This is a genomic window from Streptomyces sp. NPDC004629 (genome assembly GCF_042873595.1).
Lineage (GTDB): Bacteria > Actinomycetota > Actinomycetes > Streptomycetales > Streptomycetaceae > Streptomyces.
This window is the reverse complement of the sequence record NZ_JBIALO010000011.1, coordinates 110676-137333: the sequence shown is the minus strand read 5'-3', so window position 1 is coordinate 137333 and position 26658 is coordinate 110676. Positions and strand designations below refer to the sequence as shown.

At 71.7% G+C, this 26658-nt stretch carries 22 protein-coding genes and 1 pseudogene; 8 read left to right on the top strand and 15 right to left on the bottom strand.

The window, feature by feature from the left end; genetic code table 11:
• Positions 1-88 precede the first annotated feature (88 nt).
• From ACFYTE_RS18865 to ACFYTE_RS18815, 11 genes are all read right to left on the bottom strand, one after another.
• Positions 89-1966, bottom strand: coding sequence for a dipeptide ABC transporter ATP-binding protein (locus ACFYTE_RS18865; RefSeq protein WP_388711207.1), 1878 nt, complete (start codon positions 1964-1966; stop codon positions 89-91).
• Positions 1966-2826, bottom strand: coding sequence for an ABC transporter permease (locus ACFYTE_RS18860; protein ID WP_388711204.1), 861 nt, complete (start codon positions 2824-2826; stop codon positions 1966-1968). Before ACFYTE_RS18860 ends, ACFYTE_RS18865 begins: the two co-directional genes overlap by 1 nt.
• Positions 2823-3848, bottom strand: coding sequence for an ABC transporter permease (locus tag ACFYTE_RS18855; protein ID WP_388711201.1), 1026 nt, complete (start codon positions 3846-3848; stop codon positions 2823-2825). Before ACFYTE_RS18855 ends, ACFYTE_RS18860 begins: the two co-directional genes overlap by 4 nt.
• Positions 3845-5980, bottom strand: coding sequence for an alpha/beta hydrolase family protein (locus ACFYTE_RS18850; RefSeq protein WP_388711198.1), 2136 nt, complete (start codon positions 5978-5980; stop codon positions 3845-3847). The genes ACFYTE_RS18855 and ACFYTE_RS18850 overlap by 4 nt, the downstream gene beginning before the upstream one ends.
• 51 nt (positions 5981-6031) lie before the next feature.
• Positions 6032-7672: an ABC transporter substrate-binding protein gene (locus ACFYTE_RS18845; RefSeq protein WP_388711195.1), complete on the bottom strand. Its 1641-nt coding sequence runs from the start codon at positions 7670-7672 to the stop codon at positions 6032-6034.
• Between the two features lie 244 nt (positions 7673-7916).
• On the bottom strand, positions 7917-9770 hold the full coding sequence (locus ACFYTE_RS18840) for an alpha/beta hydrolase family protein (RefSeq protein ID WP_388711192.1): 1854 nt from the start codon (positions 9768-9770) through the stop codon (positions 7917-7919).
• Positions 9767-10780, bottom strand: coding sequence for an ABC transporter ATP-binding protein (locus ACFYTE_RS18835; RefSeq protein ID WP_388711189.1), 1014 nt, complete (start codon positions 10778-10780; stop codon positions 9767-9769). Before ACFYTE_RS18835 ends, ACFYTE_RS18840 begins: the two co-directional genes overlap by 4 nt.
• Positions 10777-11790 (bottom strand): ABC transporter ATP-binding protein, encoded by a 1014-nt coding sequence (locus ACFYTE_RS18830; RefSeq protein ID WP_388711187.1) that lies wholly within the window; start codon positions 11788-11790, stop codon positions 10777-10779. Before ACFYTE_RS18830 ends, ACFYTE_RS18835 begins: the two co-directional genes overlap by 4 nt.
• Positions 11790-12701: an ABC transporter permease gene (locus ACFYTE_RS18825; RefSeq protein WP_388711184.1), complete on the bottom strand. Its 912-nt coding sequence runs from the start codon at positions 12699-12701 to the stop codon at positions 11790-11792. The genes ACFYTE_RS18830 and ACFYTE_RS18825 overlap by 1 nt, the downstream gene beginning before the upstream one ends.
• Complete coding sequence (locus ACFYTE_RS18820; protein WP_388711181.1) at positions 12698-13666, bottom strand: ABC transporter permease; 969 nt, start codon at positions 13664-13666, stop codon at positions 12698-12700. The genes ACFYTE_RS18825 and ACFYTE_RS18820 overlap by 4 nt, the downstream gene beginning before the upstream one ends.
• A gap of 31 nt (positions 13667-13697) precedes the next feature.
• A complete protein-coding gene (locus ACFYTE_RS18815) occupies positions 13698-15410 on the bottom strand; it encodes an ABC transporter substrate-binding protein (RefSeq protein ID WP_388711179.1) in 1713 nt (570 codons plus the stop codon).
• Between the two features lie 173 nt (positions 15411-15583).
• Here ACFYTE_RS18815 and ACFYTE_RS18810 point away from each other — a divergent pair, with 173 nt between their 5' ends.
• Positions 15584-16312, top strand: coding sequence for a TetR/AcrR family transcriptional regulator (locus ACFYTE_RS18810; protein ID WP_388711176.1), 729 nt, complete (start codon positions 15584-15586; stop codon positions 16310-16312).
• Between the two features lie 24 nt (positions 16313-16336).
• On the opposite strand, the gene ACFYTE_RS18805 is transcribed toward ACFYTE_RS18810, so the two are convergent.
• The 4 genes from ACFYTE_RS18805 to ACFYTE_RS18790 all read right to left on the bottom strand — a co-directional run bounded on the left by ACFYTE_RS18805 (position 16337) and on the right by ACFYTE_RS18790 (position 19689).
• Positions 16337-17455 carry a M20/M25/M40 family metallo-hydrolase gene (locus ACFYTE_RS18805; RefSeq protein ID WP_388711173.1) on the bottom strand — a complete coding sequence of 373 codons (1119 nt, stop codon included), beginning with the start codon at positions 17453-17455 and terminating at the stop codon, positions 16337-16339.
• An 88-nt stretch (positions 17456-17543) separates the two neighbouring features.
• Entirely contained in the window at positions 17544-17717 is a 174-nt protein-coding gene (locus tag ACFYTE_RS18800) for a hypothetical protein (protein ID WP_388711170.1), read from the bottom strand.
• 67 nt (positions 17718-17784) lie between these two features.
• A complete protein-coding gene (locus tag ACFYTE_RS18795) occupies positions 17785-18447 on the bottom strand; it encodes a GntR family transcriptional regulator (protein WP_388711167.1) in 663 nt (220 codons plus the stop codon).
• Positions 18448-18498: 51 nt separating this feature from the next.
• Positions 18499-19689: a CaiB/BaiF CoA transferase family protein gene (locus ACFYTE_RS18790; protein ID WP_388711164.1), complete on the bottom strand. Its 1191-nt coding sequence runs from the start codon at positions 19687-19689 to the stop codon at positions 18499-18501.
• Positions 19690-19818: 129 nt separating this feature from the next.
• On the opposite strand from ACFYTE_RS18790, the gene ACFYTE_RS18785 reads away from it, so the two are divergent.
• The 7 genes and pseudogenes from ACFYTE_RS18785 to ACFYTE_RS18755 all read left to right on the top strand — a co-directional run bounded on the left by ACFYTE_RS18785 (position 19819) and on the right by ACFYTE_RS18755 (position 26651).
• Positions 19819-20994: an acyl-CoA dehydrogenase family protein gene (locus ACFYTE_RS18785; protein ID WP_388711162.1), complete on the top strand. Its 1176-nt coding sequence runs from the start codon at positions 19819-19821 to the stop codon at positions 20992-20994.
• 644 nt (positions 20995-21638) lie between these two features.
• The gene (locus ACFYTE_RS18780; protein WP_388711159.1) at positions 21639-22172 is read left to right on the top strand and encodes a DinB family protein; all 534 of its coding nucleotides are present in this window, start codon (positions 21639-21641) and stop codon (positions 22170-22172) included.
• A gap of 268 nt (positions 22173-22440) precedes the next feature.
• Positions 22441-23184: a DsbA family protein gene (locus tag ACFYTE_RS18775; protein ID WP_388711156.1), complete on the top strand. Its 744-nt coding sequence runs from the start codon at positions 22441-22443 to the stop codon at positions 23182-23184.
• Positions 23181-24047: a cytochrome c biogenesis CcdA family protein gene (locus ACFYTE_RS18770; RefSeq protein ID WP_388711153.1), complete on the top strand. Its 867-nt coding sequence runs from the start codon at positions 23181-23183 to the stop codon at positions 24045-24047. The genes ACFYTE_RS18775 and ACFYTE_RS18770 overlap by 4 nt, the downstream gene beginning before the upstream one ends.
• A 136-nt stretch (positions 24048-24183) precedes the next feature.
• On the top strand, positions 24184-25509 hold the full coding sequence (locus ACFYTE_RS18765) for an MFS transporter (RefSeq protein WP_388711151.1): 1326 nt from the start codon (positions 24184-24186) through the stop codon (positions 25507-25509).
• A gap of 172 nt (positions 25510-25681) precedes the next feature.
• Positions 25682-26032 (top strand): hypothetical protein, encoded by a 351-nt coding sequence (locus ACFYTE_RS18760; protein ID WP_388711148.1) that lies wholly within the window; start codon positions 25682-25684, stop codon positions 26030-26032.
• 8 nt (positions 26033-26040) lie between these two features.
• Positions 26041-26651 (top strand): annotated as a pseudogene (locus tag ACFYTE_RS18755) (LysR substrate-binding domain-containing protein).
• Positions 26652-26658: the final 7 nt, after the last annotated feature.

The following is a 26658-nucleotide window of genomic DNA, read 5'->3' as shown; positions in this document are numbered from 1 at the left end:
GTTGGGGGGTCTCGGCTGCCGTGGGTCCGCTCACCTTTTCCTCCTCGCAGGCAGGCGGGCCCCACTCTAGCGGCCCCGTGCCGGGGCGTCAGCCTGCGGCTTCCTGCGCCGGGGCCTCGCCCGGCAGGGCGTCGAGCATGCGCCGTGTCCAGTCGTGCGTGGGCGTGTCGAGCACGTGTGGCGCGGTCCCCTCCTCGACCAGGCGGCCCTGGTGAAGGACGGCCACCCGGTCGGCGATCTGCCGTACGACGCCGAGGTCGTGAGTGATGAAGAGGATCGCGAAGCGCTCGGCGCGTTGGAGGTCGCGCAGCAGGTTGAGGAGCTGGGCCTGCACGGAGACGTCGAGGGCGGCGACGGCCTCGTCGCACACGAGGAGCCGGGGCCGGGTGGCGAGCGCGCGGGCGATGGCGACGCGCTGGCGTTCGCCGCCGGAGAGTGCGGCGGGGCGGCGGCGCGCGTAGGCGGCGGGCAGGCCGACCTGGGCGAGCAGGCGTTCCACCTCCGCCGCACGGGCGGCACGCTCGCGTGGGCCCCTGCCCCGGGCCGCCGGGGAGGCCAGCGCTTCGGCGAGGGTGGCGCCGAGGGTGCGCAGCGGGTCGAGGGAGGCGTAGGGGTCTTGGAAGACGATCTGCGCCTCGGCGGCGAGGGCGCGGCGCTGGGCGGTGCCGGGCTTGGCACCGGGGCCGAGGCGGACCTCGCCGACCCGGACGGAGCCGGAGTCGGCGCTCTCCAGGCCGAGGGCGATACGGGCGAGGGTGGTCTTGCCGGAGCCGGACTCGCCGACGAGGGCGAGTACTTCGCCGGGCGCGACGCTGAGCGAGACGCCGTCAAGGGCGGGCCGCGTGGCGGCGGGGAAGACACGGCGTACCGCTTCGATCTGCAGGACGGCGTCGGATACCGCCTCGGCGCGCGCGGGCCGCGCCGGGAGGTTCGCCCCGGTCGGCCGCTCGGGGGCTTGGAGCACAGGGGCGAGGTCCGCGACCCGTACGCAGGCACTGAGCCGGCCCGGCCCGGCGTCCGGGACGGGAGCGAGAGGGACGGGCCGGTCGGTGCAGGTCTCGGTGACGTGGGCGCAGCGGGGCGCGAAGGAGCAACCGGGGCCGCGGTGACCGGGCGCGGGCACGAAGCCGGGCAGGGCGGGCAGGGGTTCCCTGCGCTCGCGCAGGGACGGCTCGGCGGCGAGCAGGGCCGCGGTGTAGGGGTGGCGGGGCAGGGCGCGCAGATCGGCAGGGCGGCCGTGTTCGAGGACGGTGCCGGCGTAGAAGACGTAGACGCGGTCACACACCTCGAAGGCGACGCGCAGGTCGTGGGTGATGAGGACGAGGCCCATGCCGCGGTCCTTGCCCAGGCGGCGCAAGAGGGCGAGGACGGCGCGCTGACTTGTGGCGTCGAGGGCGGTGGTGGGCTCGTCGGCGATGAGCAGGCCGGGGTCACCGGCGAGGGCGGCGGCGATGGCGACGCGCTGGCGCATGCCGCCGGAGAGTTCGTGCGGGTGGCGCTCGGCGACGGTGGCGTCGAGGCCCACCTCGGCGAGCCGGCGGGCCACCTCGGCGTGGCGGGCCGTGCGGGCCGCGCGTCCCCGGCCGCGGTGCTCACGCAGGCCGTCGGCGATCTGGCGGCCGCAGGTGAGCTGCGGGTGCAGCATGGTGAAGGGGTCCTGGAGCAGCAGCGTGAGACGGCGCCCGCGCAGGGCGTGCCGGGCGCGCGGGCCGAGGGCGAGGATGTCCTCGCCGTCGAGGGTGACGGTGCCGTCGGTGACCGCGGTGCCCTCGGGGAGCAGGCCGGTGACGGCGCGGGTGGCGAGGGACTTGCCGCTGCCGGATTCGCCGACGACGGCGACGGCCTCGCCGCGCGCGACGTCGAGGCTGACGGCTTCGAGCAGGGGGACGGGGCCGCCACCGGTGTGGTGGGCGGCGACGCCGAGGTCTTTGACGTGCAGGCGGGAGGCGGCGGGGCTCGGGGGCATCAGGACCTGCCTCGGTCGGTGAAGGATTCCAGCAGCCGGTCGCCGAGCAGGTTGAGCACGAGGGCGGCGAGGACGACGAGGACGGCGGGGGCGAGGGCGGCGGAGGGGTTGTCGTACAGGAGGGTGCGGTTCTCGGCGAGCATGCGGCCCCAGTCGGGGGCGCCGGGCGGGACGCCGAGGCCGAGGAAGGAGAGGGCGCTCAGTGAGACGATCGCGCCGGCGAAGTTGAGCAGGGCGTTGGCGACGACGACGGGCAGGACGTTGGGCCAGATGTGCCGGACCATGACGGCGGTGGGGGAGAGGCCGAGGGTCTCGGCGGCCTCGACATAGGCGAGGTGGCGCTGGCCGAGGACGGCGGAGCGCACCAGACGGATGTCGCCGGGTGAGGTGAGGACGACGAGGGCGCAGACGGCGAGCGCGTAGCCACCGCCGCCGATGCCCGCGACGACGAGGGTGACGAGGAGAGCGGGCAGGGCGAGCAAAAGGTCTGCCCAGCGGCGTACGAAGGCGTCGGTCCAGCCGCCGAGGTAGCCGGCGAGGAGGCCGAGGACGTTGCCGAGGGCCATGGAGCCGAGGGCGACGAGGGCGGCGCCGACGAGGGTGGAGCGGGCTCCGGCGACGCACATCTGAAGGATGTCGCGGCCGAGTTCGTCGGTGCCGAGCCAGTGCTCGCCGCTCGGCATGCTGACGCCGGTGACAAGATCCTGCTCGTCCCAGTGCGGCAGCACCCACTGGCCGAGGGCGGCCATCGCGACGAAGAGGGCCAGCAGGGCGCCGAGGACGAGGCCGAAGGGGCGCGGTCGGCGTCGACGCGGCTTCGCGGCCGCGGGGGCGGCGGCCGGGGCGGTGGTGGTGGTCATGCGGCGGTCTCGTTCCCGAGCGGGCCGGTACGGCGGCGGGGTGCGACGGTGGTGCGCAGACGGGGGTCAGCGAAGGGCAGCAGGAGGTCGGTGACGAGGGTGACGAGGCAGACGAGCCCGGCCACCAGCAGCGCCTCGGCCTGGACGAGGGGCAGATCGCGAAAGGTGATGGAGGAGACCAGCAGCGAGCCGAGGCCCGGCAGCGCGAAGACCTCTTCGACCATGACGGTGCCGGCGAGCAGATAGGCGAGGACGAGGGCGGCGGAGGTGAGCACGGGTACGAGGGTGCCGCGCAGCACGTACCGCAGCACGGTGGAGCGCGGGACACCCCGGGCGCGGGCGAAGACCACGTGGTCCCGGCCGAGTTCGGCGACGACGGTGGTCCGCGTGAGCTTGAGCAGGACGGCGGTGACGGCGAGGCCGAGGGCGAGTGCGGGCAGCACGAGATGCTGGAGCCGGTCGCTCGCGCCACCGTCGCCGGGCCCGTAGGCGGGGAACCAGCCGAGCATCAGCGCGAAGACGTAGATGAGGACGAGGGCGCCGGCGAAGACGGGCGTGGAGAGCGCGACGACGCCGAGGCCCTGGAGGACCCGGTCGGTGGCGCGGCGGGCACGCAGCCCGGAGACGATGCCGCCGGGGATGCCGAGGACGAGGGCGACGGCGAAGCCGAGGCCGACGAGTTGCGCGGTGAGGCCGAGCCGGGCGCCGATCGCGGCGGAGACGTCCTCGCCGGTGCGCAGCGAGGTGCCGAGGTCGAAGCGCAGGGCATCGCCGATCCAGCGCAGGTACTGGCTGACGAAGGGGTCGTCGAGGTGGTGCTCGGCGCGGACGGCGGCGAGTGCCTCGGGGGTCGCGCTGCGGGGGCCGAGGAGGGTGCGGGCGGGGTCTCCGGGCGCGAGTTGCAGGAGCGTGAAGACGGCGCACGAGAGGACGAACAGCAGCACGAGGGTGCCGCAGATCCTGCGCAGCAGATAGCGCAGGGGCAGGACGGGAGCGCGGCGGGGCGCGGCGGGTGTCGTCATCGTTCCTGCTCCCGGGCGGGGTGGGCGGCCGTGCCGGAGGGCGTTCGGGGGGTGCCGTCCTCCGGCACGGTGCCGAGGGCCCGGTCCTCGGGCCGGGCGGATGCCGTCTCGGCAGATGCACGGGGGAGGGTACGCCCCGGTGCGGAGGTCCGGGGGGCGGGCTCGGGGTGTCGGCCGGGGTGCGTGCGAAGCCAGTCCTCGACGCGGGCCGCGGCGTCGAGGAGCCGCTGCGGGTCGGTGAACTCGTGGCCCTCGTACGGGTAGACGAGCAGTTCGGCGGGTGCGTTCCCGGCGGCGGTCAGGGCCCGGTACAACTCGTGCGCCTGTCCCACGGGGGTGACGCGGTCGCCGAGGCCGTGGACGATCAGGGTGGGGGTGCCGTGGCCTCCGTGGGCGGCGACGGCGGAGGCGGCGTGGAGAGCTGCCGGGTCCTCTCCGATGCGGTAGGTGCGGTCGTAACCGCCGCCGATGACGCTGCTGTGCCGGAAGCTGTACCAGTCGGTGGGCGCGGAGACGACGACGGCGGCGGCGAAGAGGTCGGTGCGGGCGGCGGCGAGGGCGGCGAGGTAGCCGCCGTAGCTGTGGCCGAGGACGGTGGTGCGCACGGGGTCGGCGAGGCCGCGCGCGTGCAGGTCGCGGACGCCGCAGAGCACGTCGTCGAGGTCGGCGCCGCCGGTGTCACCGATGACGGCGCGGGCGCGGCCGAGGCCGTAGCCGCTGCTGCCGCGCGGGTTGGGCAGGAGAACCAGGTGTCCGGCCGCGGCGAGGGCGGGGCCGAGGCCGAGCACGTCGGCGGGGGCGTAGCCGCTGGTCCACTGCCAGGAGGGGCCGCCGTGAAGGAGGACGGCGAGCGGGCGGGGACCGGGCGCGGCGTCGTCCTGGGGCGGGTGGTCGAGGAGGAGGCCGTGGACCGTGGTGCCGTCGGGGGCCCGCCAGTGGTGGGGACGGCTGCGCAGGGCGGTGAGCGCGGGGTCCTGCTCGGTGGCGGGGTTGAGGCGGGTGACGGGACGCCACCGCCAGGCGCCGGGGCCTTCGGTGGGGGCGAGGACGGCCTCGGGGGGTGTGCCGGGCGCGTCGCGGACGGCGGTGACGAGGCGGCCGTCGCCGCTGTGGGAGAGGAAGGGCTGGTAGCCGGGGCCGGTGAGGCCGGCTTCCTCGGTCCGGTGGACGGTGAGGGTGCCGTCGGGGGCGCGGACGCCGGTGCGGGTCCCGGTGCCGGCGAGGCCGGCGAAGCGCAGGGTGCCGTCGTCGGCGAGGTCGAGCCAGGTGGCGTCCTCGATCTCCGTGAGAGTCCGGCGCGTACCGGTCTCCAGGTCCACGAGGACGGGCTGCCCGGCGACGATCGAGATGCCCTCGACGACGGCGGCGAGCCGGCCACCGGGGGCGAGCGTGGGGGCGGCGAGCTGGCCGTCGGGGATGTGGAGGGTACGGGCGGTGCCCTCCGCGAGATCGAGGGCGGCGAAACGGGCCGTGTAGTAGCCGGCCGGGAGAGGGTCCTCGCAGACGGTGGCGACGGCGAGGTCGCCGCCGCGCCAGGCGACGTTCCACACCGTGAGGCCGTCAGGGCCCGTTGCGCACAGTGCGCCGGTCGCGAGGTCGAGGCGGTACAGAGTGCGGCGGCCCGCCCCGGGCAGGTACTGCTCCGGGTCGGGCGCGGGCCCGAGCCGTACGGGCAGGCCGACATGCATGCCGTCGCGTTCGGCGCCCTCGGGGGCGACGAGGAGCAGGGCTTCGGTGCCGTCGGCGGAGACGAGCAGGTCCTCCGCCTCGCCGGGTACGACGGCGAGCGTGCGGCTTGTGCCGCCGGGTGCGCAGTCGTGCACACGTATCTCGGCGGGGCCGCCGGAGTCGGGTGCGGCGAGGTGGAGCAGGGCGCGGGTGCCGGGGATCCAGCGCGGGGAGTGGCCGGGTATGCCGTCCTCGGCGCGGGTCGGGTCCTCGGGTTCGCCGCTCGCCGGTACGAGGTGGAGGCGGGCGCCCTCGGGGTGGAAGGCGGCGACGGCGACGGTGGTGCCGTCGGGGCTCAGCCGTGCCTCGCCCGGCTGCACGAGCCGCGACATGGCCGCCCGGACCCGGCGCACGAGGCGTTGTGCGGGGTGCTGCGGGGCGGCGGAGGGCGTGGGACCGGGCATGGTCGTCCGTTCGGGTCGAGGGGGCCGGCGGCAGGGCTACGGGTACGCGGATCAGGCGGCGGCGCGGACGCGGGTGGCCCAGGGGCCGATGAAGGCGAAGGGGCCCGGGTCCAGCAGGACGTGCGCGGCGGAGAGGGCGGTCGCCGTCTGGGCCCACCACAGCGGGAGGTAGGGAAGGTCGGGTCCGGCCGTGGTGAGGGCCTTCATGAGGTCATGGCCGCGCTGCCCGGGAGCGGTCTCGGTCTTCGCGCGGTCGAGGGCGCGGTTGACCTTCGGATTGTCGTAGTGGGCGATGTCGGTGGCGGTCGCGGCGGCGTTGAGGTAGGCGTCGGCGAGTTCAGCCGGGTCACCGGTGACCGGGAAGTACCAGAGGAATTGCAGGGCCTGCTTGCCGGAGCCGAGTTCGTTGACCCACTGCTCCAGGGTGATCTCCTTGACCTTGAGGGTCACGCCGATCTTCTTGAGCGCCCCGGAGAGGGCGAGGGCCGCCTTGCCGACCTGGGGGCCGCTCGCCGGATAGTGGATCTCGGCGGTGAAGCCGTGCGGCACGGAGGACTTGGCGAGTTCGGCGCGGGCCGCGTCGAGGTCGTAGGCGGGCAGCTCGATGCCTGCATAGGCGGTTCGCACCTCGCGGGGGCTCAGCAGGGAGCCCCACATGTCGCGGGAGGGCAGAGCGGAGGCGACCTCGGCCTTGCCGTGCAGCAAGCCGGTGACCATGCCCTCACGGTCGGTGGCATGGGCGATCGCGCGGCGTACGTGCGGGTCGTCGAAGGGGGCTTTCTCGGTGTCGAAGGCGAGCGCGACGACGGAGCGGTCGCCGGTGTAAGTGATCTCGGCAGCCGACTCCCAGGTCCGGGCCTCGTCGGCGGCGAGGCCCAGGGCGCCGTCGATCGCGCCGGACTTCATGGCGACGAGGCGGGTACCCGCGTCGGGCACGAAGGCGAGTTCAAGATTCTCCAGCGGTGGGCGCCGGCCCCACCAGTACGGATTGCGCTCCAGGCTGACATGGTCATCGGGGGCGAACTCGATGACGCGGTACGGGCCGGTGCCGAGCAGCAGGGTCCTGGCGGTGCCGATCCGGCCCCGGTTGCGGCGCAGGAAGGCGCGGCTGCTGACGAGGAGTCCGCCGGGGCTGGTGTTCCAGGCGAAGGCGCCGTCGGGGGCCTTGAGCCGCAGGGTGACCTCGTGCGCCCCGGTGGCCCGGACGTCGCGGACGCCGGCGAAGGCGTAGGCGAGCGCGTTGCCGTTGCCGGGGTCCCGGATCTCGTCGATGGAGGCGACCACATCGTCGGGGGTGAGGGGGCTGCCGTCGGCGAAGCGGACGCCCTCGCGGAGCGTGTAGACGTACGTCGTGGGGTCGGGCTGGTGCCAGGCGGTCGCGAGGCCGGGGCCGAGTTCCCCGCTGGGGCTCACGGAGAGCAGGGACTCCTGTGCCAGGCACGCGACCATGTAGTTGAGGACGCCGGACTCACGGCCCACGTCGAGGCTGGACAGCGAGGACGGCAGGGCGAGGCGGAGCCGCTTGACGGCGACGTCGGCGCCCCGGGCCACCGGCCCGGGTGCGGTGGCACCCTCGCGGCGGGGTGGGGCGCAGGCGGCGAGGAGCGGTGCCACGCCGAGCAGGGCGGCACCGGTCCCGGCGAACCCGAGCACCCGGCGGCGGCTCAGCGCGCCCGCGCTTGTCGACTCCATGGCCCCGCCCTCCGCTCGGTGGACGAACGACGCATCCCCCCACCGGGGTGTCCACTGAAATGATCCAAGTGGGCATGGACAGTAGCCGAGCCCGGAAGGAGCGTCAATGTGTTCGGAGCGGAGAACGGGGCGGGCCCGTCGTTGGCGCCGTGCCCGTCGGCCGGCCGGGAGGCGGGACCGACCGAGGAGCTACCGAGGCGGCCCCGGAGGAGACACTCGGTCGCCTCCGGTTCGTCCTCGCGGCTCACAACAGGGACTGACTCCACGGCTGTCGGCTCAGGGCGGCGCGGACCAGGGAGAGCATTCTGGACTGCTCGCTCAGCGCCTTGGCCCGCCCGCTGGTCTCGTGACCGCCGCTGTACCAGTCGACCACCACCGTTCCGCCGGCCGCGCGCAGCGCTTCCTCGTAACGGCGCACCTGCTCGGGCGGGGTGCGGGTGTCGTGCGTGCCCTGGTTGATCCACACCGGCGCCACGACATCGGCCACGTATGTGATGGGCGATGCGCGCACGAAGCGCTCCAGGTTGTCCCCTGGCTGCGCGCCGAAGAACGACGACCGGGCCGCGCGCAGCGCCGGGTTCATGTCTTCGTACCCCGCCAGCCAGTCGGCCATCGGTACGTGTGCCAGCGCTCCGGCGAACAGTCCTGGCAGGCGTCCCACGGCCAGCAGCGACAGGAAACCGCCGTACGAGGCACCCGTGACGAAGACATTGCCGGGATCGGCGACGCCCTCGGCGACCAGCCACCGGACCGCCGCCTCGATGTCCTCCAGCTCCCGGTCGCCGATCGCCGGCATGAAGCCCTCACGGAAGCGGCGCCCGAAGGTGACCGAGCCGCGGTAGTTCAGGGAGGCGTACGCCACACCCTCGTCCAGCCAGGCCTGGGCCGAGGGGTCGTAGCGGTCGACCGTCACCAGGTTGGGCCCGCCGTGCAGATGCAGCACGAGCGGGAGGGGCCCCTTGACCTCGCGCGGCCGGGCCCACCACAGCTGCAGGGACGTCCCGTCCGCCGAGCGGATCGTGCTCGACCTGCACCGCACGCCGTCCAGATCCTGCCGCGGAAGGATCCCAGGGCCGGGGACGTTGTCCGGGCCGTCGACGCCCAGGATGCGCAAGGGGGAGTCGAAGCGCTGGTGCAGCAGGCGCACGGTGTGTCCGGGACCGTAGTGCGAGGCCCATAGGTGGCAGTGCGTGTCCGCCACGTCCGGCTCGAAGTACGCCCCCGGCGGGTGGTCGAGCGACCGGAGTTCGCCCGACTCCAGGTCGGCCTCCATGACCCGGTGGATCCCGCCGTCCACATGGACGGCCAGGACGCGGGTGGCGTCCTCGGACCAGTCGAGCGGGACCAGGTCACCCCGCAGCTGCGGTGCCTCGATGTCGATGCGGGTGCCGTGCGTGGGATGCCAGACGCAGGGACGGGCGAACCCGGTGCGTTCGGTGCAGACCAGTATCCGGTCGTCGCCCGGGACGGGGGAGAACCGCACACCGCGCACGGGCGCCTCGGGCCCGTCGCTCAGACAGGCGAGCACGGCACCCGTGGCGGTGTCGACGACGGTGACCGCGAACCTGCGGACCCCCGGATTGTGGTCGGTGGTGTCGATGCAGGCGAGACGGGCGTCGGTCGAGACCAGGCCGTTCCACGCCTCGTTCCTCGACCTCAGCAACAGCTCGGGACCGGCCGAGCCGTCCGTGCCGAGCAGCCACAGACTGAAACCGTCCTCGGCGACACAGGTGATCACGGCGCGGTCGGCCCGCCCCGCCACATCCATCCCGCGCAGGGTGTAGGGCGGCAGGTCCGGCGTCAGATCACGGCTGCCGCCGCCGTCGAGGCGTGTCGTGTGCACATGTCCGACCTCGGACCCGTTGTCGTCATGCAGGCTGAGCAGCTGCCCGCCGTCGGAGGTGAGCACCGCCTGCGCGAGGTCGCCCGAGGTCACTTCGCTGAGCGGCCGTACCGTGCCGTGCTCGGCGTCCCACAGCGTCAGCCGGGGACCCTCGTCGCTCTCCACGACGATCAGCGACCTGTCGCCCGGTCCGCGCCCGCGCCGGACCGTGAGGGTCCGTTCGGCGGTGAAGAACCGCTGCCAGTTCTGGGTCATGGTGCGGTGACCTCCTTGGGTTCGCCCTGTGTCGCCGGGGGCGGGGCATCGGGAAAGTGGCAGGCGGCGAGTTGTCCGGGGCCCTGCTCGGCGAGGGCGGGCGCGGTCTCGGCGCACAGGTCGCGCGCCTTCCAGCACCGGGTGCGGAAACGGCAGCCGGACGGCGGAGCCAGCGGACTGGGCAGATCGCCGCCCAGGACGATGCGCCGTCGCGCCCGCTGGATGCGCGGATCGGGGATGGGCACGGCCGACAGCAGGGCCTGGGTGTAGGGATGGCGCGGCTGGGTGAACAGCGTGTCCACGGGCCCCTGTTCGACGATCTGCCCGAGGTACATGACGGCGACCTCGTCGCTGATCTGCCGCACCACCGACAGGTCGTGCGCGACGAACAGGTAGGTGAGTCCCAGTTCCTGCTGGAGGTCTTCCAGCAGATTGATCACCCCGGCCTGGACACTGACGTCGAGGGCGCTGACCGGTTCGTCCAGGACCAGCACCTCCGGTTCGACCGCGAGCGCGCGGGCGATGCCGATGCGCTGTCGCTGGCCGCCGGAGAACTGGTGTGGATGGCGGTGGGCGTGCCCGGGGTCCAGGCCGACCAGCTCCAGCAGTTCGCTCACCCTTGCGTTCTCCCGGCCCCGGTGCAGAGCGTGGATGCGCAGCGGCTCGGCGAGCGCCGCGTGCACGGTGAGCTTCGGGTTGAGGGAGGCGTAGGGGTCTTGGAACACGAACTGGATACGACGGCGTACGGCCGCCAGCTCCCGTCGGTCGGCCGCCGTCACGTCCGTGTCGAACAGCATGATCCGCCCGGCGGCCGGGTCGGTCAGCCGGACCAGGCAGCGGCCCAGGGTGGTCTTGCCGCAGCCGGTCTCGCCGACCAGGCCGAGGGTGGTGCCGCGCGGGATGACGAGGTCCACCCCGGAGACGGCCCGCACGGTCTGCGCGCGCCGGCCGCGCCGGCCGGTGGTGTACTCGGCCACCAGCCCCTCGACCGTCAGTGCCGGTGCTGTCATGGCGTCACGCTCGCGATCTCGGGCACCCGCACGCAGGCCGCGGTGTGGCCCGCGCCGACCGTGACCGGCCGGGGGCTCTCGGCGCACCGGTCCTCGGCGTGCGGGCAGCGGTTCTGGAAGGGGCAGCCCGGGGGCCGCTCGGTGGGGGAGGGCGGCTGGCCGGCGATCTGCGCGAGGCGCCGGGTGCTGCGGTCGATCCGCGGCAGCGCGGCGAGCAGGCCGCGCGTGTAGGGGTGGGCCGGCCGGTAGAAGAGGGGCTCCACGGGGGCTTCTTCCATCTTGCGCCCGCAGTACAGGACGAGAACCCGGTCGGCGAGGCCGGCCACCACACCCAGGTCGTGGGTGATCAGCAGGATGGCGGACTCGGTGCGGTCCTGGACGCGTTCCAGGACGTCGAGGACCTGGGCCTGGACGGTCACGTCGAGCGCGGTGGTCGGCTCGTCGGCGATGAGGACGTCCGGTTCGTTGGCGATGCCAGTGGCGATCATGACGCGCTGGCGCATGCCGCCCGACAGCTCGTGCGGGTACTGGTCGGCCCGGGTCCGGGGGGCGGGGATGCCGACCAGGTCGAGCAGTTCGACGGTCCGTTCCCGCAGGGCGGCGCGGGAGATGTCCGGGTCGTGCACGCTCACCGCCTCGGCGAGCTGGGCGCCCACGGTCATCATCGGGTTCAGCGCGGCCAGCGCGTCCTGGAAGACCATGGCGATGCGCCGGCCGCGCACGGTCCGCATCTCCCGGTCGGACAGGCCCAGCAGCTCCTGGCCGCGGAACCGCACCGAGCCGGAGGCCACGGCGTTGCGCGGCAGCAGCCCCATCACCGCAAGGGAGGCGGCGCTCTTCCCGGAGCCCGACTCGCCGACGATGCTCAGGGTCTCCCCGCCTCTCAGGTCGAAGGAGAGCCGGTCGAGGGCGACCACGGGCCCGGCGTCGGTGCGATAGGTGACGCACAGGTCGCGGACCGACAGCAGCGGAGCCGTCGCCTCGCCGGTCGCTTCGGTGAAGGTCTTCATCACTGCCTGCCTTGGGGGTCGAGCGCGTCGCGCAGCCCGTCACCGAGGAAGTTCACGGCGAGCACGGTGACGAGGATCGCCAGGCCGGGGACGTACAGGAGATAGGACTGCGAGGTGCCGATCAGCCCGGCCGCCTGGGTGAGCATGTTGCCCCAGCTCGACCGGGGCGGCTGGACGCCGTAGCCGAGGAAGCTGACGGTGGATTCGAGGATGATCGCCATGGCCACCGACAGGGACACATTGACCACGATCAGGCCCGTCAGATTGGGCAGCAGATGCCGTACGACGATCCTGGGGCCGGAGGCGCCGATGACCCGGGCCGCCTCCACGAACTCCTGGTGGCGCAGCTGGATCACCCGGGCCCGAACGACACGGGCGATGACGGTCCAGCCCAGACTGCTGAGCACCACCACGATGGTCACGGGCGAGGGACCGAGGCCCTGCAGGGACACCGCCAGCACGGCGACCGGGGGCACGATCAGGAAGAGGTCGGCCACACGCATGATCACCTCGTCGGGCCAGCCGCCGAGATACCCGGCCACCGCACCGGCCGCCGTCCCCACCAGGGTGGCCAGCAGGGCGACGCCCAGTCCGATGGCCAGCGAGAGCTGGCCGGCGTAGAGCATCTCGCTGAGGTAGTCGCGGCCGAGGGAGTCCGTGCCCAGCCAGTGGGCGCCGGACGGCGGCTGGGAGGCCTCAAGGAGGTTTTGGGCATTGCGCGGGCTGGGCGCGATCCAGGTGGCGCCGAAACAGCAGATCGCCAGCAGGACCAGCACGGTCAGCGAGGCCACCGCGAGCCGGTGGCGCAGGAAGCGGGACAGGACGACGCGGGAGGTCCGCGGGTCGGCGGGTGCGGCGGGCTGCCCGGAGCGTGGAGGCGCCGGCGAGGGAAGGGCGGTGGGCTGGGTCATCGCAGGGCCACCCGGGGATCGAGGAGGGCGTAGGACAGGTCGGCCAGAAGGTTGAAGAGGATGACGAGGACGGCCACGACGAACATCCAGGGCAGCAGGACGAAGACGTCTCCGGTCTCCAGGGAGGCGAGGAACAGCTTGCCCATGCCGGGGATCGAGTAGATCTGCTCGGTCACCACGAGCCCGCCGACCAGCGCGGCGGCATCCATCGCGACCACGGTGACGAACGGCGCGAGCGCGTTGCGCAGGGCGTGGCTCAGCAGGATGCGCCTGCGGGGGACACCCTTGGCCCGTGCCGTACGCACGTAGTCGCTGGAGAGCGCCTCCAGGAGGGTGGCGCGGCCGAACCGGGACCAGGAGGCGACGAGGCCGACGGTGAGTGTGGCCACGGGCAGCACCAGGTGACGCAGATAGTCCAGATCGAGTCCGCTGTGTCCTACGGAGTGGAGTCCCACGAAGTACAGCGGCGGATCCGCCAGCCCGAACTGCTGCTTGGGCCACACGGCGAGCACCTGGATGAGGACCAGACCGAACCAGAATGCCGGCATGGCGACGCCCAGATAGGACAGGCCGGTCAGGAGGTGGTCGCCCGCGGAGTACTGGCGCGCTGCCGAGTACAGCCCGATCGCCAGTGCCAGGACGACGGCGAGGGCCACGCCCCACAGGATCAGCTGCAAGGTGGTCCCGAGGGCGTCGCCGACCATGGGCAGCACGGCCCCGCCGGTCCGGGTGCTGGTGCCCCAGTCGCCCTGCACCAGGCCCTTGATCCACAGCAGGTACTGCTCGGGCAGGCTCCGGTCGAGCCCGAGGCGGACGGTCTCACGGCGCAGGGCCATGGGATCGACCGTCTGACGCAGTTTCGCCAGCGGGTCGAAGGTCGCCCGCACCGCCCAGAAGAGGATGAACGAGGCGATGCAGACCACGGGCACGGAGGCGAGCAGGCGACGCAGGACGTATCTCGTCATGACAGGCCCCTGCGCGGTGAGCGGACCGGTGTCATCTCGCCAGGCCCCATTCCTCAAGGTTCCACCAGGGGCCTTCCACCGGGTTGATGGAGAGCGGTCCGCCGACCCGCTTGCCGGTGACGAGGATGTTCGGGACGGCGGCCAGCGGGAGTGAGGGGACGTCGTCGGCTATGAGCTTCTCCGCCTTGTGCGACTCCTCGATCCGGGCGGTGTCGTCCAGCTCGGTGTCGACCCGCTCCAGGACCGGGTCGAGGCCCGCGACGCGGATGCGCATGAAGTTGATGCCCGACTGGTTGTTGGCGGCGCTCGGGATGGCCGTGCTGCTGAAGGTGGCGGACAGGGTCGGGTTGGGGAAGGAGTCGGTGATGTTCCACAGACCCAGTTGGAAGTCACCGGCGGGGGCGAGCTTGCCGAAGATGTTCGCAGGTGTGGAGTTCTTGATCGTCACCTTGAACCCGGCCTTGGCGAGCTGGGACTGGAGGATCTGCTCGGTCAGTTCACGGCTCTGGTTGCCGGCGAGGGAGGTGACGGCGAACGCGGCCTCCTTGCCGTTCTTCGACCAGAATCCGCTCGCGTTCTTGGCCCACCCGTCCGCCGTCATGAGCTGTTCCGCCTTGGCGGCGTCGGGCTTGTAGCCGGAGAAGTCGGTGGACGCGTAGCGGGAGACCAGCGGCGACTGGAAGCTCTGCGCGGGAGCGGTGACGCCGTACGAGCCGAACAGCCGCTTGACGATGGCCTCGCGGTCGACCGAGTAGGCGAAGGCCTTGCGCACGGCGGCGGAGTCGAAGGGGAACTTCGCGTTGTTCAGCCACAGCGCCTGGAGGTTGCCGGTTTGCGCCTGTACCTGCATGCGGGCCGCGCTGCCCAGCGCCTTGATCTGGTCGATGGTGGTCAGCTGCGGGGTGGGGTAGAGGGCGTCGAACTGCCCGCTGGCGAAGGCCTGGGTGGCCGCCGAGGTGTCCGAGGCGAACTGGAAGGTGACCTTGTCCAGGTGCGGTTTGGGGCCCCAGTAGCGGTCGTTGGGTACGAGGGTGACGGAGACCCCCTTCTTCCAGGACGCGATCTTCCAGGGGCCGCCGCTGAAGGTGTAGCCGTCCTTCATGACGGCGTTGCGGTCCTTGCCCCGCAGGAGGTGGGAGGGCAGTACGCCGTAGCCGGCGCTGAAGAGCTGTTTCCAGTTGCCGTACGGGGACTTGAGTGTGACGACGGCGGTGGTGCTGTCGGGGGTGTCGAACGACGTGATGCGGTCGTAGCCGCTCTTGTCGAAGATCGCCTTGCCGTCGCGGACTTGGAGGGCTGTGTACTTCAGGTCCGCGGAGGTGATCGGTTTCCCGTCGGACCAGACGGCCTTCGGGTTGAGCCGGTAGGTGATCTGCTGCTGCTTCCCGACCCGCTTCGTCGTCGGCTCCGACGCCATCAGGTTCGAGGGGACCGGTGTCCAGTTCTCACCCTTGAGGCGGACGTCGAAGACCTGTGGGATGGTCTCGGTCTGCATCAGGTAGGTGCCCCAGAGGGAGGCGCCGCAGGTGCCGAGCCAGTCGGCGCAGTCGGGCTCCTGCTCGGCCCCGATCACGAGGCTGCCACCCTGCCTGACCGGCAGGTTCGTTGTGGTGTCCGACTGCGGGGAGGAGGTCCCCGAGGTGCATGCGGTGGCGGTCAGCGTCAGGGCTGTGAGAAGCGTGCCGGCCGCCGGGATTCTGGCCGGGAATCGGCCCTTAACGGTCGCTGTGAGCAGTTGAGGCATGGCTGGAAACCTTCCGTGGCGAAGCCGTTGGCTCATCGTAGGGAGCCGCGCAAGTCTTAGCAATGGAGATAGGCTAGTAACTATGCGTTTGCATTGCCTAGGTGTGTGAATAACGTTTCGTAGCGAGCGATAGGGTCGCGACCGCGTCCCGGAAGCCGAGGGAAGGGAAGATCATGAGTGGTGCGCGCGCGGGCGACGGCAAGAGCGCCGCGGCGGGCGGGGCCGGGGGCCGGCGGCGGTTGGCACGGGACACGCTCAGCCGCCGGGTGATCCTGGACGCGGCGGAGAAGGTCGCCTCCCGGGACGGCCTGGAGGCGTTCACCTTCCAGGCGCTGGCCAAGGAGCTCAACGCCCATCCGACCTCGCTCTACCGGCACTTCCGGGACAAGGACGAGTTGATCCTGGAACTCATCGACGACCTCCGGGCGCGCTCCTACGGCGGACAGTTGCGGGCCACCGACTCCTGGCGCGACGACCTGCGTACGCAGGCCCGGCACATCCACGAGCACTACCTGTGCTATCCCGTGTTCGCCTGGCAGATGGCGGCGCGTACGACACGTCGGCCGACCGAGTTCGCCAATGTGGAGTTCGCCCTCGACTGCCTGCACCGGGCCGGGCTGGACGACGAGGAGGCGGTGATGTACGTACGTGTCTTCGGGAACGTGATCCGCTCGCTGTCCGCCATGGAGGCCGGGCTCCAGGCGCTCGACCCCGAGACCCGCGACCGGGACAGCCTGGCCTGGGAACTGGAGTACCGCCGCCTTCCGGCGGACACCTACCCGCATATCGCCGCCCTGACGGCGCCGCTGGCCGCCATCGGCGACCCCACGGTCTTCGACCACGCGCTCGACATGCTGCTGGACTCGGTGGAGGCGCGGGTGCGGGAGAAGGCGGCGGGGTGAGCCGATCGATGGGGCCGCGCGAGGTCAGGGTGCGCGGTCGGCGAGGAGGCCGGCGATCAGGGACGTACGGTCCCTGACGGAGGCCAGCTCCACCCACTCGTGACGGGCGTGCGCGCCTCCGCCGTCCGGGCCGAGGCCGTCCAACGTGGGCACGCCCAGACTCGCGGTGATGTTGCCGTCCGAGCCGCCGCCGACGCCGGTCTCGGTGACCGGGGTCAGGCCCAGCCGCTCGGCGACCGCTCGGGCGGAGCCCAGCAGGCCGACGGACATACCCCGCTCCAGCGGACCACGGTTGACGCTGCCCTCGAAGGCGAGTTCGGCGCCGGGGTCCCGCGGGCGCAGCGCCCGCAGCGCCCGTTCCACCCGCTCCAGTTCGGCGTGCTCCCAGGCCCGCACGTCGACATCCACGAACGCCTGCTCCGGCACGGTGTTGGTGGTGGTGCCTGCGCTGCCGACGGTGGGAGTGACGGTGGTTCCCCTGCCGCGGTCGGCGAGATCGCTGATCGTCAGCACCTGATGAGCCAGTTCGACCAGCGCGTTGACGCCCTTGTGCGGTTCGAGCCCGGCGTGCGCGGCCCGGCCGCTGACGCCGAGCCGGTACAGTGCCACGCCCTTGCGTGCGGTCTTGAGCGCGCCGCCCTCACTGGGCTCCAGCACCAGGGTCGCCCCGCACGCCGCCGCGGCCTCCTCGACCAGAGCGCGGGACGTGATCGATCCCCGCTCCTCGTCCCCGGAGACGACCATGCTCACGTGGGAGACGTCCCCGGCCAGCCCCAGTGCCTCGAAGGCGAGGACGAGGCCCGCCTTCATGTCGAAGACGCCGGGGCCGGTCGCCCGTGTTCCCTCCACCCTGAACGGATTCTCCGCCAGGGTGCCCAGCGGCCACACCGTGTCGGCGTGCCCGAGCAGCAGAACCCGGCTGCTTTTCGGCGCGGCGGGATCGCTGCCGCGCCAGTACAGATGCGGCACCCCGTCACAGACGATCCGTTCGGGGTGGCCCAGGGCGTTGCCCGCCCAGGCTTCGAGCAGGTCGTAGGCGTCGTTCAGCCCCCGGGTCCAACCCGACGGTGTCTCGATACCCACCAATTGCCCGAGGCGCCGGGTGAAACGTTCGGGCGCCGTGGGGCCGGAGCTGAAGGACAAGGGGGCTCCTTCTGGTCGATGACTGTCCCGTCGGCCGTGGGCCGCCGGGATTCCGGGAGCATCACCATGCCCCTAGTCTAGAAGATAGTCAACAAGCATTGCTATCTCGGCCGGCGAAGCCCTTCATCGGCTTCGGTGCGTCCTGTTCGGCCTGCCGGATCCACTCCCGTAGGAGGTGTCCGCGCTGGTGGCGGACCAGTTGGGCAGACCGCTCGGACAGATCCGGCACCTGCTCCACGAAGGCTGTGCGGGACCAGCTCATGCGGTCACAGAAGTACCGGCGCACCTGCCGCCGGACGATGACCCGGGGAGCGGTCGCCGGTGTCCGGTCAGGTCCGCGGGAGCATCTCCCGTAGCGCGGTGACCGCGTTCGCACGGTGCTCGTCGAGCAGCCGTACCGCGTCCTCGGCATCGCCACGCAGGGCCGCCAGGATCGCGTGGTGCTCTCGTACCACGTGGTCGCGATGGGCCGGTTCGGCATAGTAGAGCGCCCGATAGGCGTCCGTCGCGTCCCAGAGCGTGCTGATGAGCCGGACCAGCCGCGGCATGCCGGCCATCTCGAACAAAGAGAAGTGGAAGCGGCGGTTGGCCGCCGCCATCTCGGTCACGTCCTCCGCGTCCGCGGCCTCCTCCACCTCGCGCTGGGCGGCTTCCAGTGCCGCGAAGGCCGGTCCGTCGATCCGCCCGGACGCCTGTCGTACGGCCTCGGCCTCCAGGATCTCGCGAATGCGGTAGACCTCGCGCAGATCGGAGAGGGACAACTCCGCGACGAAGTAGCCGCGGTGTGCCTCATGGACGACCAGGCCCTCCGCCTCGACGGTCTTCAGCGCCTCGCGCAGCGGCACACGGCTGACGCCGAACTGCTCCGCGAGCGCGTCCTGACGGATGGGAGTGCCCGGCTTCAGCTGCCCGCTCGTGATGGCCCGCCGCAGTTCACCCAGCACGAACTGTTGCGTCGTCGGCGGGCGCCGCCTGGGTGCGGGGCTGGTCATGGCGGGGTGTCTCCATCGCTGATGGGGCAGCTCGAACCGGGCGCGTTCATCCTATGGGGTCGACTTCCGCGGCAGCGGATGGCCCAGCTCGGTCAGGATCTCGTGGGTGTGCTCGCCGAGCCGCGGTGGCGCACGGTGGTAGACGGCGGGCGTGCGGGTGAGCCGTATAGGGCCGGCCACGTGTGCGACGGGCGCGTCGCGACGCGGATCGTCGATCGTGACGCGGGCGTCCAGTCCCAGGGAGTCGGCGAAGGCGAACGCCGCCTCAAGGTCGTTGATGGGTCCGCAGGGCACGCCCACGGCGGTGAGCGTCTCGAACCACGAGTCGGCGGTTCGGGTCCGCAGCGGGCCCGCGAGGAGATCGAGCAGTTCGCCACGGTGGGTCACCCTGGCCGGGTTCGTGGCGAACCGCGGGTCGTCCGCCAGCTCAGAAAGCCCCAGTTCGGTGCAGAGAGCCGTGAACTGGCGGTCGTTCCCCACCGCGAGCGCCAAAGGGCGGTCTTTCGCGTCCACCACCTCGTACGGCGCGATCGAGGGGTGTCGGTTGCCCATGGCCCGCGGCACCACGCCGCCCGACACATAGGCAGAGGCCTGGTTGGTCAGCGCCGACAGGAGGGAGGTGAGCAGCGAGACCTCCACCCGCTGCCCTTCGCCCGTACGTTCGCGATGGCGCAGGGCGGCGAGAACCCCCATCCCGGCGTGCAGACCGGTGATGACGTCCACCAGGGCGACACCCGCTTTCGTGCCCTGCCCGTCCGGTTCGCCGGTCACGCTCATCAGGCCGCCCATGGCCTGCACCAGAAGGTCGTAGCCGGGAAGGCCCGCGCCTTTTCCGGTTCCGAAGCCGGTGACCGAGCAGTACACCAACCCCGGGTTGCGGACGCGGAGTTCGTCGTAGCCGAGGCCGAGTCGGTCCATGGTGCCGGGCCGGAAGTTCTCCACGAGCACATCCGCGCGAGCGGCGATCTCCTGCGCGGCACGGCGGTGCCGCTCGTCAAAGAGGTCCAGGGCGACGGAGCGCTTGTTGCGGTTCACACCGAGGAAGTAGGTGGCCTCACCGTCCGCGTACGGCGGGCCCCAAGCGCGGGTTTCGTCCCCGCCACCAGGTCGTTCGACCTTGATGACCTCGGCGCCGAGGTCGGCGAGCAACATCGTCAGATACGGGGCGGCGAGCACGCGGCCGAAGTCGGCCACGACGATTCCCGACAAGGCGCCTTCGGACGCCGACTGATCACTCGGCATGTGACTGTTCCTCTCGTCTCTTGGCAAGCGTGGGGCATCCCGCTACGATCACGGCCATATTGGATCCAAAATCAGATATCCGAACTCTACTCACGCTCTCACGTCGCTGTCAGCCGTCAGGAGGCACTTGTGACAGGCCATCCGGTCCACCCCTTCGACCTGTTCGGGATCGACACCCTGCTCAGCGACGAGGAGCGGGACATCCGCGACACCGTCCGCGCCATGGGCGAACGCCGTCTCCGCCCGCACATAGCCGACTGGTTCGAGCAAGGAGCCATCCCCGCACGTGAACTCGCCCGGCAGCTAGGCGAGTTGGGCGTCCTCGGCATGCATCTGCAGGGTTACGGCTGCGCCGGGACCAGCGCCGTCTCCTACGGACTCGCCTGCCTCGAACTCGAAGCCGTCGACTCGGGACTGCGCAGTCTCGTCTCCGTCCAGGGCTCTCTCGCGATGTACGCGATATGGAAGTACGGCTCCGAGGAACAGAAGCAGCAGTGGCTGCCGGGCATGGCCGCCGGCCGCTTCATCGGCTGCTTCGGGCTCACCGAGCCGGATGCCGGCTCCGACCCGGGAGCCATGCGCGCCCGGGCCGAGCGGGACGGTACGGACTGGGTCCTCAACGGCACCAAGATGTGGATCACCAACGGTTCGGTCGCCGACATAGCCGTCGTCTGGGCCCGCACCGACGACGGCGTCCGGGGATTCCTCGTCCCCGCCGGCACTCCCGGCTTCACCAGGAACGACATCAAGCACAAGGTGTCACTGCGGGCCTCGGTGACGAGCGAACTCGTCCTTGAGAACGTCCGACTGCCCGCCGACGCCATGCTCCCGGGTGCCCGCGGTCTGTCCGGTCCGCTCGGCTGCCTCAACGAGGCTCGATTCGGCATCGTCTTCGGCGCCCTGGGGGCCGCTCGTGACTGCCTGGAGACGGCCCTCGCCTACGCCGCGGACCGCACCGTCTTCAGCCGTCCGCTCGCCGGCTTCCAGCTCACCCAGCACAAACTCGCCGACATGGCGCTCGAACTCGGCAAGGGCATGCTGCTCGCGCTCCAGCTGGGACGGCTCAAGGACCAGGGTCGGATCGGCCCGGAGCAGATCAGTACGGGCAAACTCAACAACGTCCGCGAGGCCCTGGAGATCGCCCGCCAGTGCCGCACCCTCCTCGGCGCCAACGGCATCACCCTGGAGTACCCGGTGATCCGGCACGCCAACAACCTTGAGTCTGTCCTGACCTACGAGGGCACGAGCGAGGTCCACGCACTCGTCCTGGGCAGCGCCCTCACCGGCATCCCGGCCTTCCGCTGACCCCGCCCCGGCCGAGAACATCAACCGACACCTCACGCACGCTGGTCACGGACGCAGTCGACGGCGCCGGGCGCGGTCACCGGCCCTGTCCGTCGCACCCGTTGCCCGTGCCGCTACCGCGCACCAGCGATCACCGTGCCGCGGCGCGGACGCTCATGGCTGGGTCGTGGCGACCTCCAGCCCCAATCCGATCAGTACGGCGCCGGTGACACGGTCCATGCCCCGGCGCACGGCCGGCCTTTCGAAGAACGCGCGGGCCTTGGACAGCAGCATGACGTATCCGCTGAGCCGGACCGCGAAGGCACCGTGTGCGCGACAGCGGACGCGGCCAGGACCGCGGCGAGGACGCCTACGGGGACGGCCGACGGCCGCCCGTGTGGGCCATACAGGGTGGTGATGGGGGTATTCGGCTCTGTCCCCTACCGGCATCCGGACCGGCTCTCTACATTGGCGGCGGTGCGCCGCCGCCGCACCACTTCGGACGTTCGGGAGCAGGACATCGCGATGGCACATCGGCAGGGCCGCCCTGCGGCCGGCCCCGGCCGGCAGGCGAGACGTAACCCGTCAGCAGCGTTCCGTCGCAGCATGGCTGCGTTCGCATCCTCATGGCCTCATCCCCGCAGCGGTCGTCTCAAGGAGGAGTCATGCACGAACTGGGAGCGCTGTTGCGTGAGTACGACCGTGCCCGCGCCTACACCGACGAGCTGTGGAAGGACCTGACCCCGGACGAGGTGGTCTGGCGCCCGGCGGAGAATTTCAGCGCCATCGGATGGCACCTCGGCCACCAGGCCCATGTCGCCCACTTCATGATCCGCAATCTCACCGCGGCCGAGCCCAGCCCCGATCCGGCCCTCGACGCCCTGATGGACTCGGCGTTGCCGGAGCAGTTCCGGGGCGCCCTTCCGACGGTGCGACGGCTCACCGCCTTCCGGGAAACCGTCGCCGAGCGGGTGCACGCCCGCACCGGTGACATCGCCGCCGGAAAGGTGAGTGCCCCCACTCAGATGACCATCGTCGCGACGCATCTGCTGACCGCTCTGATCAACCACGAGTACCAGCACGACCAGTGGATCGGAGAGGTCCGTGCCGGGCACCTCGGACACGCCCTGCCCGCCGATCCGGACTCCGACCATGTCCGCCGTATCGACGGCTACCTTGTTCTGCACCCCTGTGCATGACGTGCGAGTGCGGCCGGCCCGGCCCGGCCGGGACGTGATGTGAGGTGAGGTGAGGTGAGGTCGGCTCCCTGCAGGACAATCCTCATCGCTCAGCCGCACACGCGTCTCTCGCAGACGACGGACGTCGTGCCGCAGACGGCCACCCGGACGTGACCGGTCGCCGGCCGCTCGTACGGCCGTCCTGCCGTGCGCCGACCACGGCGGTGCAGCCCGCCCGCCGAGCCGACCGCTGTCCACCACTCGTACTCCCAGCACAAGGTTGCCCTCCATGCCGCCCTCTTCGTCCCCCGCTCCCCGTGTCCGCCGACGCAGCCGCACGCTCGCCGCGGCGGCGGCAGGGCTGGCCGCCGTCGTCGCGGTGGTCCTGGCCTTCACCCTCGATGACAACTCTTCTGACGGAGCGTCGCAGAACTCAGCCGTCGCCGAGACCGATACGCCCGACGCCCGGGCCGACGCCCTGCTCGCGCTGGCCCGCCGGGACGCGGGCGATCCCCTGGCCGCCGGGAGCGCGCAAGCCCCCGTCGTCTTGATCGAGTACTCGGACTTCCAGTGCCCCTACTGCGGGAAGTTCGCCCGCGACACCGAACCGGAGTTGGTGCGCTCCTACGTCGACAAGGGGCTGCTGCGCATCGAGTGGCGCAACTTTCCCATCTTCGGCGAGGAATCCGAACGGGCCGCCCGCGCGGCCTGGGCCGCCGGCCGGCAGGGCAAGTTCTGGGAGTTCCACGACCAGGCGTACCGCACGACGCACAAGAAGAACACGGGCGCCTTCTCCACCGACAAGCTGACCGACATGGCCCGGGCCGCCGGCGTGAAGGACCTCGACCGGTTCCGGGGGGACATGACGTCCGACGAGGCGTCAGCGGCGGTCCAGCGGGACATGGAAGAGGGCTATGCCCTCGGCGTCACCAGCACACCCGCCTTCCTGGTCAACGACGTCCCCGTGCTCGGCGCCCAGCCGGCCGACACCTTCAAGCAGACCATCGAGGCCGCCGCGAAGGAGGCACGGTGACGGGCGACGCGAGTGTCCTGGCCGCCTTCCTCGGCGGCCTCCTGGCCCTGCTGAGCCCGTGCAGCGCGCTGCTGCTGCCGGCCTTCTTCGCCTACTCCTTCACCAGCGCGACGAAACTGCTGCTGCGAACCGTGCTGTTCTACCTCGGCCTGTGCACCACTCTCGTGCCGCTCGGCGTCGCCGGATCGTTCGCCAGCCGCCTCTTCTACGGCCACCGGGACCTCCTGGTCACCATCGGCGGCTGGACCGTCATTGCGTTGGGAGCAGCGCAGGTCCTCGGAATCGGCTTCGGCGTGCGGCGGCTGCAGGAAGCCGCCGGCGCACGCCGGTCCGCATCGGCGGTCTCCGTCTTCGCCCTGGGTACGGTCTACGGCCTGGCGGGCTTTTGCGCCGGCCCCATCCTGGGTTCCATCCTCACCATCGCGGCCCTGGGCGGCCGGCCTGCACACGGCGGCCTGCTGCTGGCGGTGTACGCACTCGGCATGGCCCTGCCCCTGTTCGCTCTGGCCCTGCTGTGGGACCGTTTCGACCTCGGACGCAGGCGCTGGCTGCGGGGCCGCACCATGCGCCTTGGGTGTTTGTCCTGGCACACCACGTCCCTCGTCGGCGGCACCCTGTTCATCCTGCTCGGGGTGGTGTTCCTGCTCTTCGACGGCACCGCCGCCCTGCCCTCCCCGATCAGTGTGGAGACAGAAGCGGGACTGGAGGAACGCCTGGCGCACATCGGCAGCGCTGTGCCCGACCGGATTCTGCTGCTCGTCCTGGCCGCGGCAGCGGCGCTCACCGCCGTAGTCCTGCTGGTACGCCGCGACGGGCTCCGGACAGAATCCCACCCCGAGAAACCGTCCCGGCGCGGCTCCTGAACACAGCCGGGCAGTTCCGCACCGCATGCTCGGGTCGCTGTTCTTCGGTTACGCGTCCGCTCCCGGCCTCGCGTGACCGTCCTCGGCGTCCCCTCTTCCCCTTGCTCAGCCGATATCCCAGAAGGAGTGCCGGCAGGTGACCGCAGCGCAGGACACAGGTGCGAAGCCATGGCAGACAGAAGCGCCGGTGCGCGCCGTACAGAAGCGCACGGTCCGGGCCCTCGCCGCTGCGCAGATCCTCGGCGGTGTCGGAGTGGGTGTCTCGGTGTCGATCGGCTCCTTGCTCGCCGAGTCGGTCGCCGAAAGCGAGACCTATGCCGGACTGGCACGCACGGCCACGACGGCGGGTGCCGCCGCAGTCGGCGTGCCGCTTGCCCTCCTCGCGCAACGGCGTGGACGCCGGGCCTCCTTGAGTACCGGATGGCTGGCGGCCGCCGTCGGCGGCGTCATACTCATAGGCTCGGCGGTGAGCCGGTCGATACCCCTGCTCATCGTGGGCATGCTGCTGTTCGGGATCGGCAGCGCGACGAATCAGCAAAGCCGCTACGCGGCGGCCGACCTGGCCGCGCCGCACCGCCGGGCCCAGGCGCTGTCCATCGTGGTGTGGTCCACGACCGTCGGCTCGGTGATCGGGCCGAACCTCGCCGATCCCGGTGCCGCCGTGGCGACGGTCCTGCACCTTCCTCGGCTGGCCGGCGCGTTCGTCCTGGCCACCGTCTGCATGGTGCTGGCCTCGATACTGCTGTGGGGCCTGCTGCGCCCCGACCCCCTCATGCTGTCCCGCCGGCACCAGGACGCCGAAGACCGACCGGAAAGCGGCACGGGCGCCGCGGCGGCACGAACCGCCGAGGCCACCTCACAGGACAAGGAAGCGCGGAACGGCACGCTGCGCGCCGGTCTGCGCCATCTCCGCCACGCCCCCAGGGCGGCTTTCGCGTTCGTGACCATCGTCGTCGCCCACACGGTCATGGGCGCGGTCATGACGATGACTCCCGTCAGCATGTCCGAGCACGGCATGGGTCTCACCGTCGTCGGCGTCACCATCAGCGGCCATCTGCTGGGCATGTACGCGTTCTCCCCGGTCGTCGGCTGGCTGGCCGACCGGATCGGTCACATGTCGACCGTGGTGGCCGGGCAGGCCGTCTTCCTCGTGTCCGCTGTGCTGTCGGGTATGGGACACGATTCGGTCGGCGTGGTGACGGCGGGGCTGTTCCTGCTGGGGCTGGGCTGGTCGTTCAGCCTGGTGGCCGGCTCGGCCATGCTCAGCGAGGCCACTCCTGCGGCGCTGCGGCCCGGAGTGCAAGGGACCGCGGACACCGCGATGAACGTCGTCGCGGCTGTGGGTGCCGGCATGGCCGGGCCCCTGATGAGCTGGATCGGTTTCGGCGGGCTGAACGCCGTCGCCGGGGCCCTGGTCCTGCCCGTGCTCGCCTTCTGGGCGTTCCTCGTCCGCGCACGCTGAGGGCCGCCCGAACGGTCGCGCGCCGTCGGCCGTGACCGTGTCAGCCGTGGAAGAGGTGGGCCCTGAGCGCCGTCCCCGGCCCGTTACGGCCCCCGGGCACAAGGGCACTCGCCGCCCATGGCACTCACACACAGCACGCATCGCTCGCTCCGGCCGGGGGCCGGCCAGCACCATGGGCATCGGTGCCGCAGCAGGCGTGATGGCTGCGGCGAGTCTCCTGTTCGTCCGCAAGGCGGCTGCGATCACCAAGATCGGCAAGGGGCATACCCTCAAGCACCGCGCACTCGACCTCGCGGCCGGTGCCATGCAGCCGAAACACCCGCTCGACGCGATGAGCACCTACCTCAACGGCTTCCACATGTACGCCGACGACATGGGCCGACAGGTGGACTTGATGCCGGGCACGCCTATCTTGCGATCGCACGCGGCGTTCTCGCGGCGGCAGAGCGTGGGCACAGACAGTGGGACGGATATCTGGCCGGCGAGAACGGCGAGGTCACCATCGCCGCGCTTCCCTCGGTAGCGGCCACCGTGCTCCCGGCGGCCGTGAGGGCCTTCACCGACGGCAGCCCCGGTCGCTCGGTGGCCGTGTTCGACGTACCGGCCGACGAGGGCGTGGCCATGCTCGAAGCGGGGAAAGCCGACCTGGCGATCTGTGACGCCGAACAAGCCTCACGGGTCAGCGACTGCGCGGACGTCGAGGTACTGGCAACCGACCCCCTGGTCGCCATCGTGCCCCCGGACAGCGGCCTGGCGGCTCGCACGAGATCACCTGGGCTGAACTCAGTGAGGTGCCGTTCGTCGCGCTACAGCCCGGAAGCAGCGTCCGCTCGCTGACGGACCTCGGATTAGCCTCGGCCGGCACAGCCCCGCACGCGCTGGTGACAGCGCGAGGCGTGGCGACCGTGGCCGGACTGGTTGCGGCGGACATCGGAGTCAGCGCCATGCCGGCAGCGGTGCTCCCGCTCCTCGGCTTCCGCACGCTCGCCGTCAGGCCACTGGTCGAACCAACGGTCACCCGAAGTATCTGCCTGCTCGGGCGCGACCCGCTGCCACCGGCAGCACGGACTTTCCGGCAGGCCCTCGCCGACGCCTTCGCGCATCAGCCCGCCGCGGTCGCAAACCGTACCGACAAACGCTGAGAGCCGA

Bases quoted from the DNA above. Each gene is read 5' to 3' on its own strand.
- ACFYTE_RS18865 (WP_388711207.1), bottom strand. From the start codon at position 1,966: ATGCCCCCGAGCCCCGCCGCCTCCCGCCTGCACGTCAAAGACCTCGGC.
- ACFYTE_RS18860 (WP_388711204.1), bottom strand. From the start codon at position 2,826: ATGACCACCACCACCGCCCCGGCCGCCGCCCCCGCGGCCGCGAAGCCG.
- ACFYTE_RS18855 (WP_388711201.1), bottom strand. From the start codon at position 3,848: ATGACGACACCCGCCGCGCCCCGCCGCGCTCCCGTCCTGCCCCTGCGC.
- ACFYTE_RS18850 (WP_388711198.1), bottom strand. From the start codon at position 5,980: ATGCCCGGTCCCACGCCCTCCGCCGCCCCGCAGCACCCCGCACAACGC.
- ACFYTE_RS18845 (WP_388711195.1), bottom strand. From the start codon at position 7,672: ATGGAGTCGACAAGCGCGGGCGCGCTGAGCCGCCGCCGGGTGCTCGGG.
- ACFYTE_RS18840 (WP_388711192.1), bottom strand. From the start codon at position 9,770: ATGACCCAGAACTGGCAGCGGTTCTTCACCGCCGAACGGACCCTCACG.
- ACFYTE_RS18835 (WP_388711189.1), bottom strand. From the start codon at position 10,780: ATGACAGCACCGGCACTGACGGTCGAGGGGCTGGTGGCCGAGTACACC.
- ACFYTE_RS18830 (WP_388711187.1), bottom strand. From the start codon at position 11,790: ATGAAGACCTTCACCGAAGCGACCGGCGAGGCGACGGCTCCGCTGCTG.
- ACFYTE_RS18825 (WP_388711184.1), bottom strand. From the start codon at position 12,701: ATGACCCAGCCCACCGCCCTTCCCTCGCCGGCGCCTCCACGCTCCGGG.
- ACFYTE_RS18820 (WP_388711181.1), bottom strand. From the start codon at position 13,666: ATGACGAGATACGTCCTGCGTCGCCTGCTCGCCTCCGTGCCCGTGGTC.
- ACFYTE_RS18815 (WP_388711179.1), bottom strand. From the start codon at position 15,410: ATGCCTCAACTGCTCACAGCGACCGTTAAGGGCCGATTCCCGGCCAGA.
- ACFYTE_RS18810 (WP_388711176.1), top strand. From the start codon at position 15,584: ATGAGTGGTGCGCGCGCGGGCGACGGCAAGAGCGCCGCGGCGGGCGGG.
- ACFYTE_RS18800 (WP_388711170.1), bottom strand. From the start codon at position 17,717: ATGAGCTGGTCCCGCACAGCCTTCGTGGAGCAGGTGCCGGATCTGTCC.
- ACFYTE_RS18795 (WP_388711167.1), bottom strand. From the start codon at position 18,447: ATGACCAGCCCCGCACCCAGGCGGCGCCCGCCGACGACGCAACAGTTC.
- ACFYTE_RS18790 (WP_388711164.1), bottom strand. From the start codon at position 19,689: ATGCCGAGTGATCAGTCGGCGTCCGAAGGCGCCTTGTCGGGAATCGTC.
- ACFYTE_RS18780 (WP_388711159.1), top strand. From the start codon at position 21,639: ATGCACGAACTGGGAGCGCTGTTGCGTGAGTACGACCGTGCCCGCGCC.
- ACFYTE_RS18775 (WP_388711156.1), top strand. From the start codon at position 22,441: ATGCCGCCCTCTTCGTCCCCCGCTCCCCGTGTCCGCCGACGCAGCCGC.
- ACFYTE_RS18760 (WP_388711148.1), top strand. From the start codon at position 25,682: ATGGGCATCGGTGCCGCAGCAGGCGTGATGGCTGCGGCGAGTCTCCTG.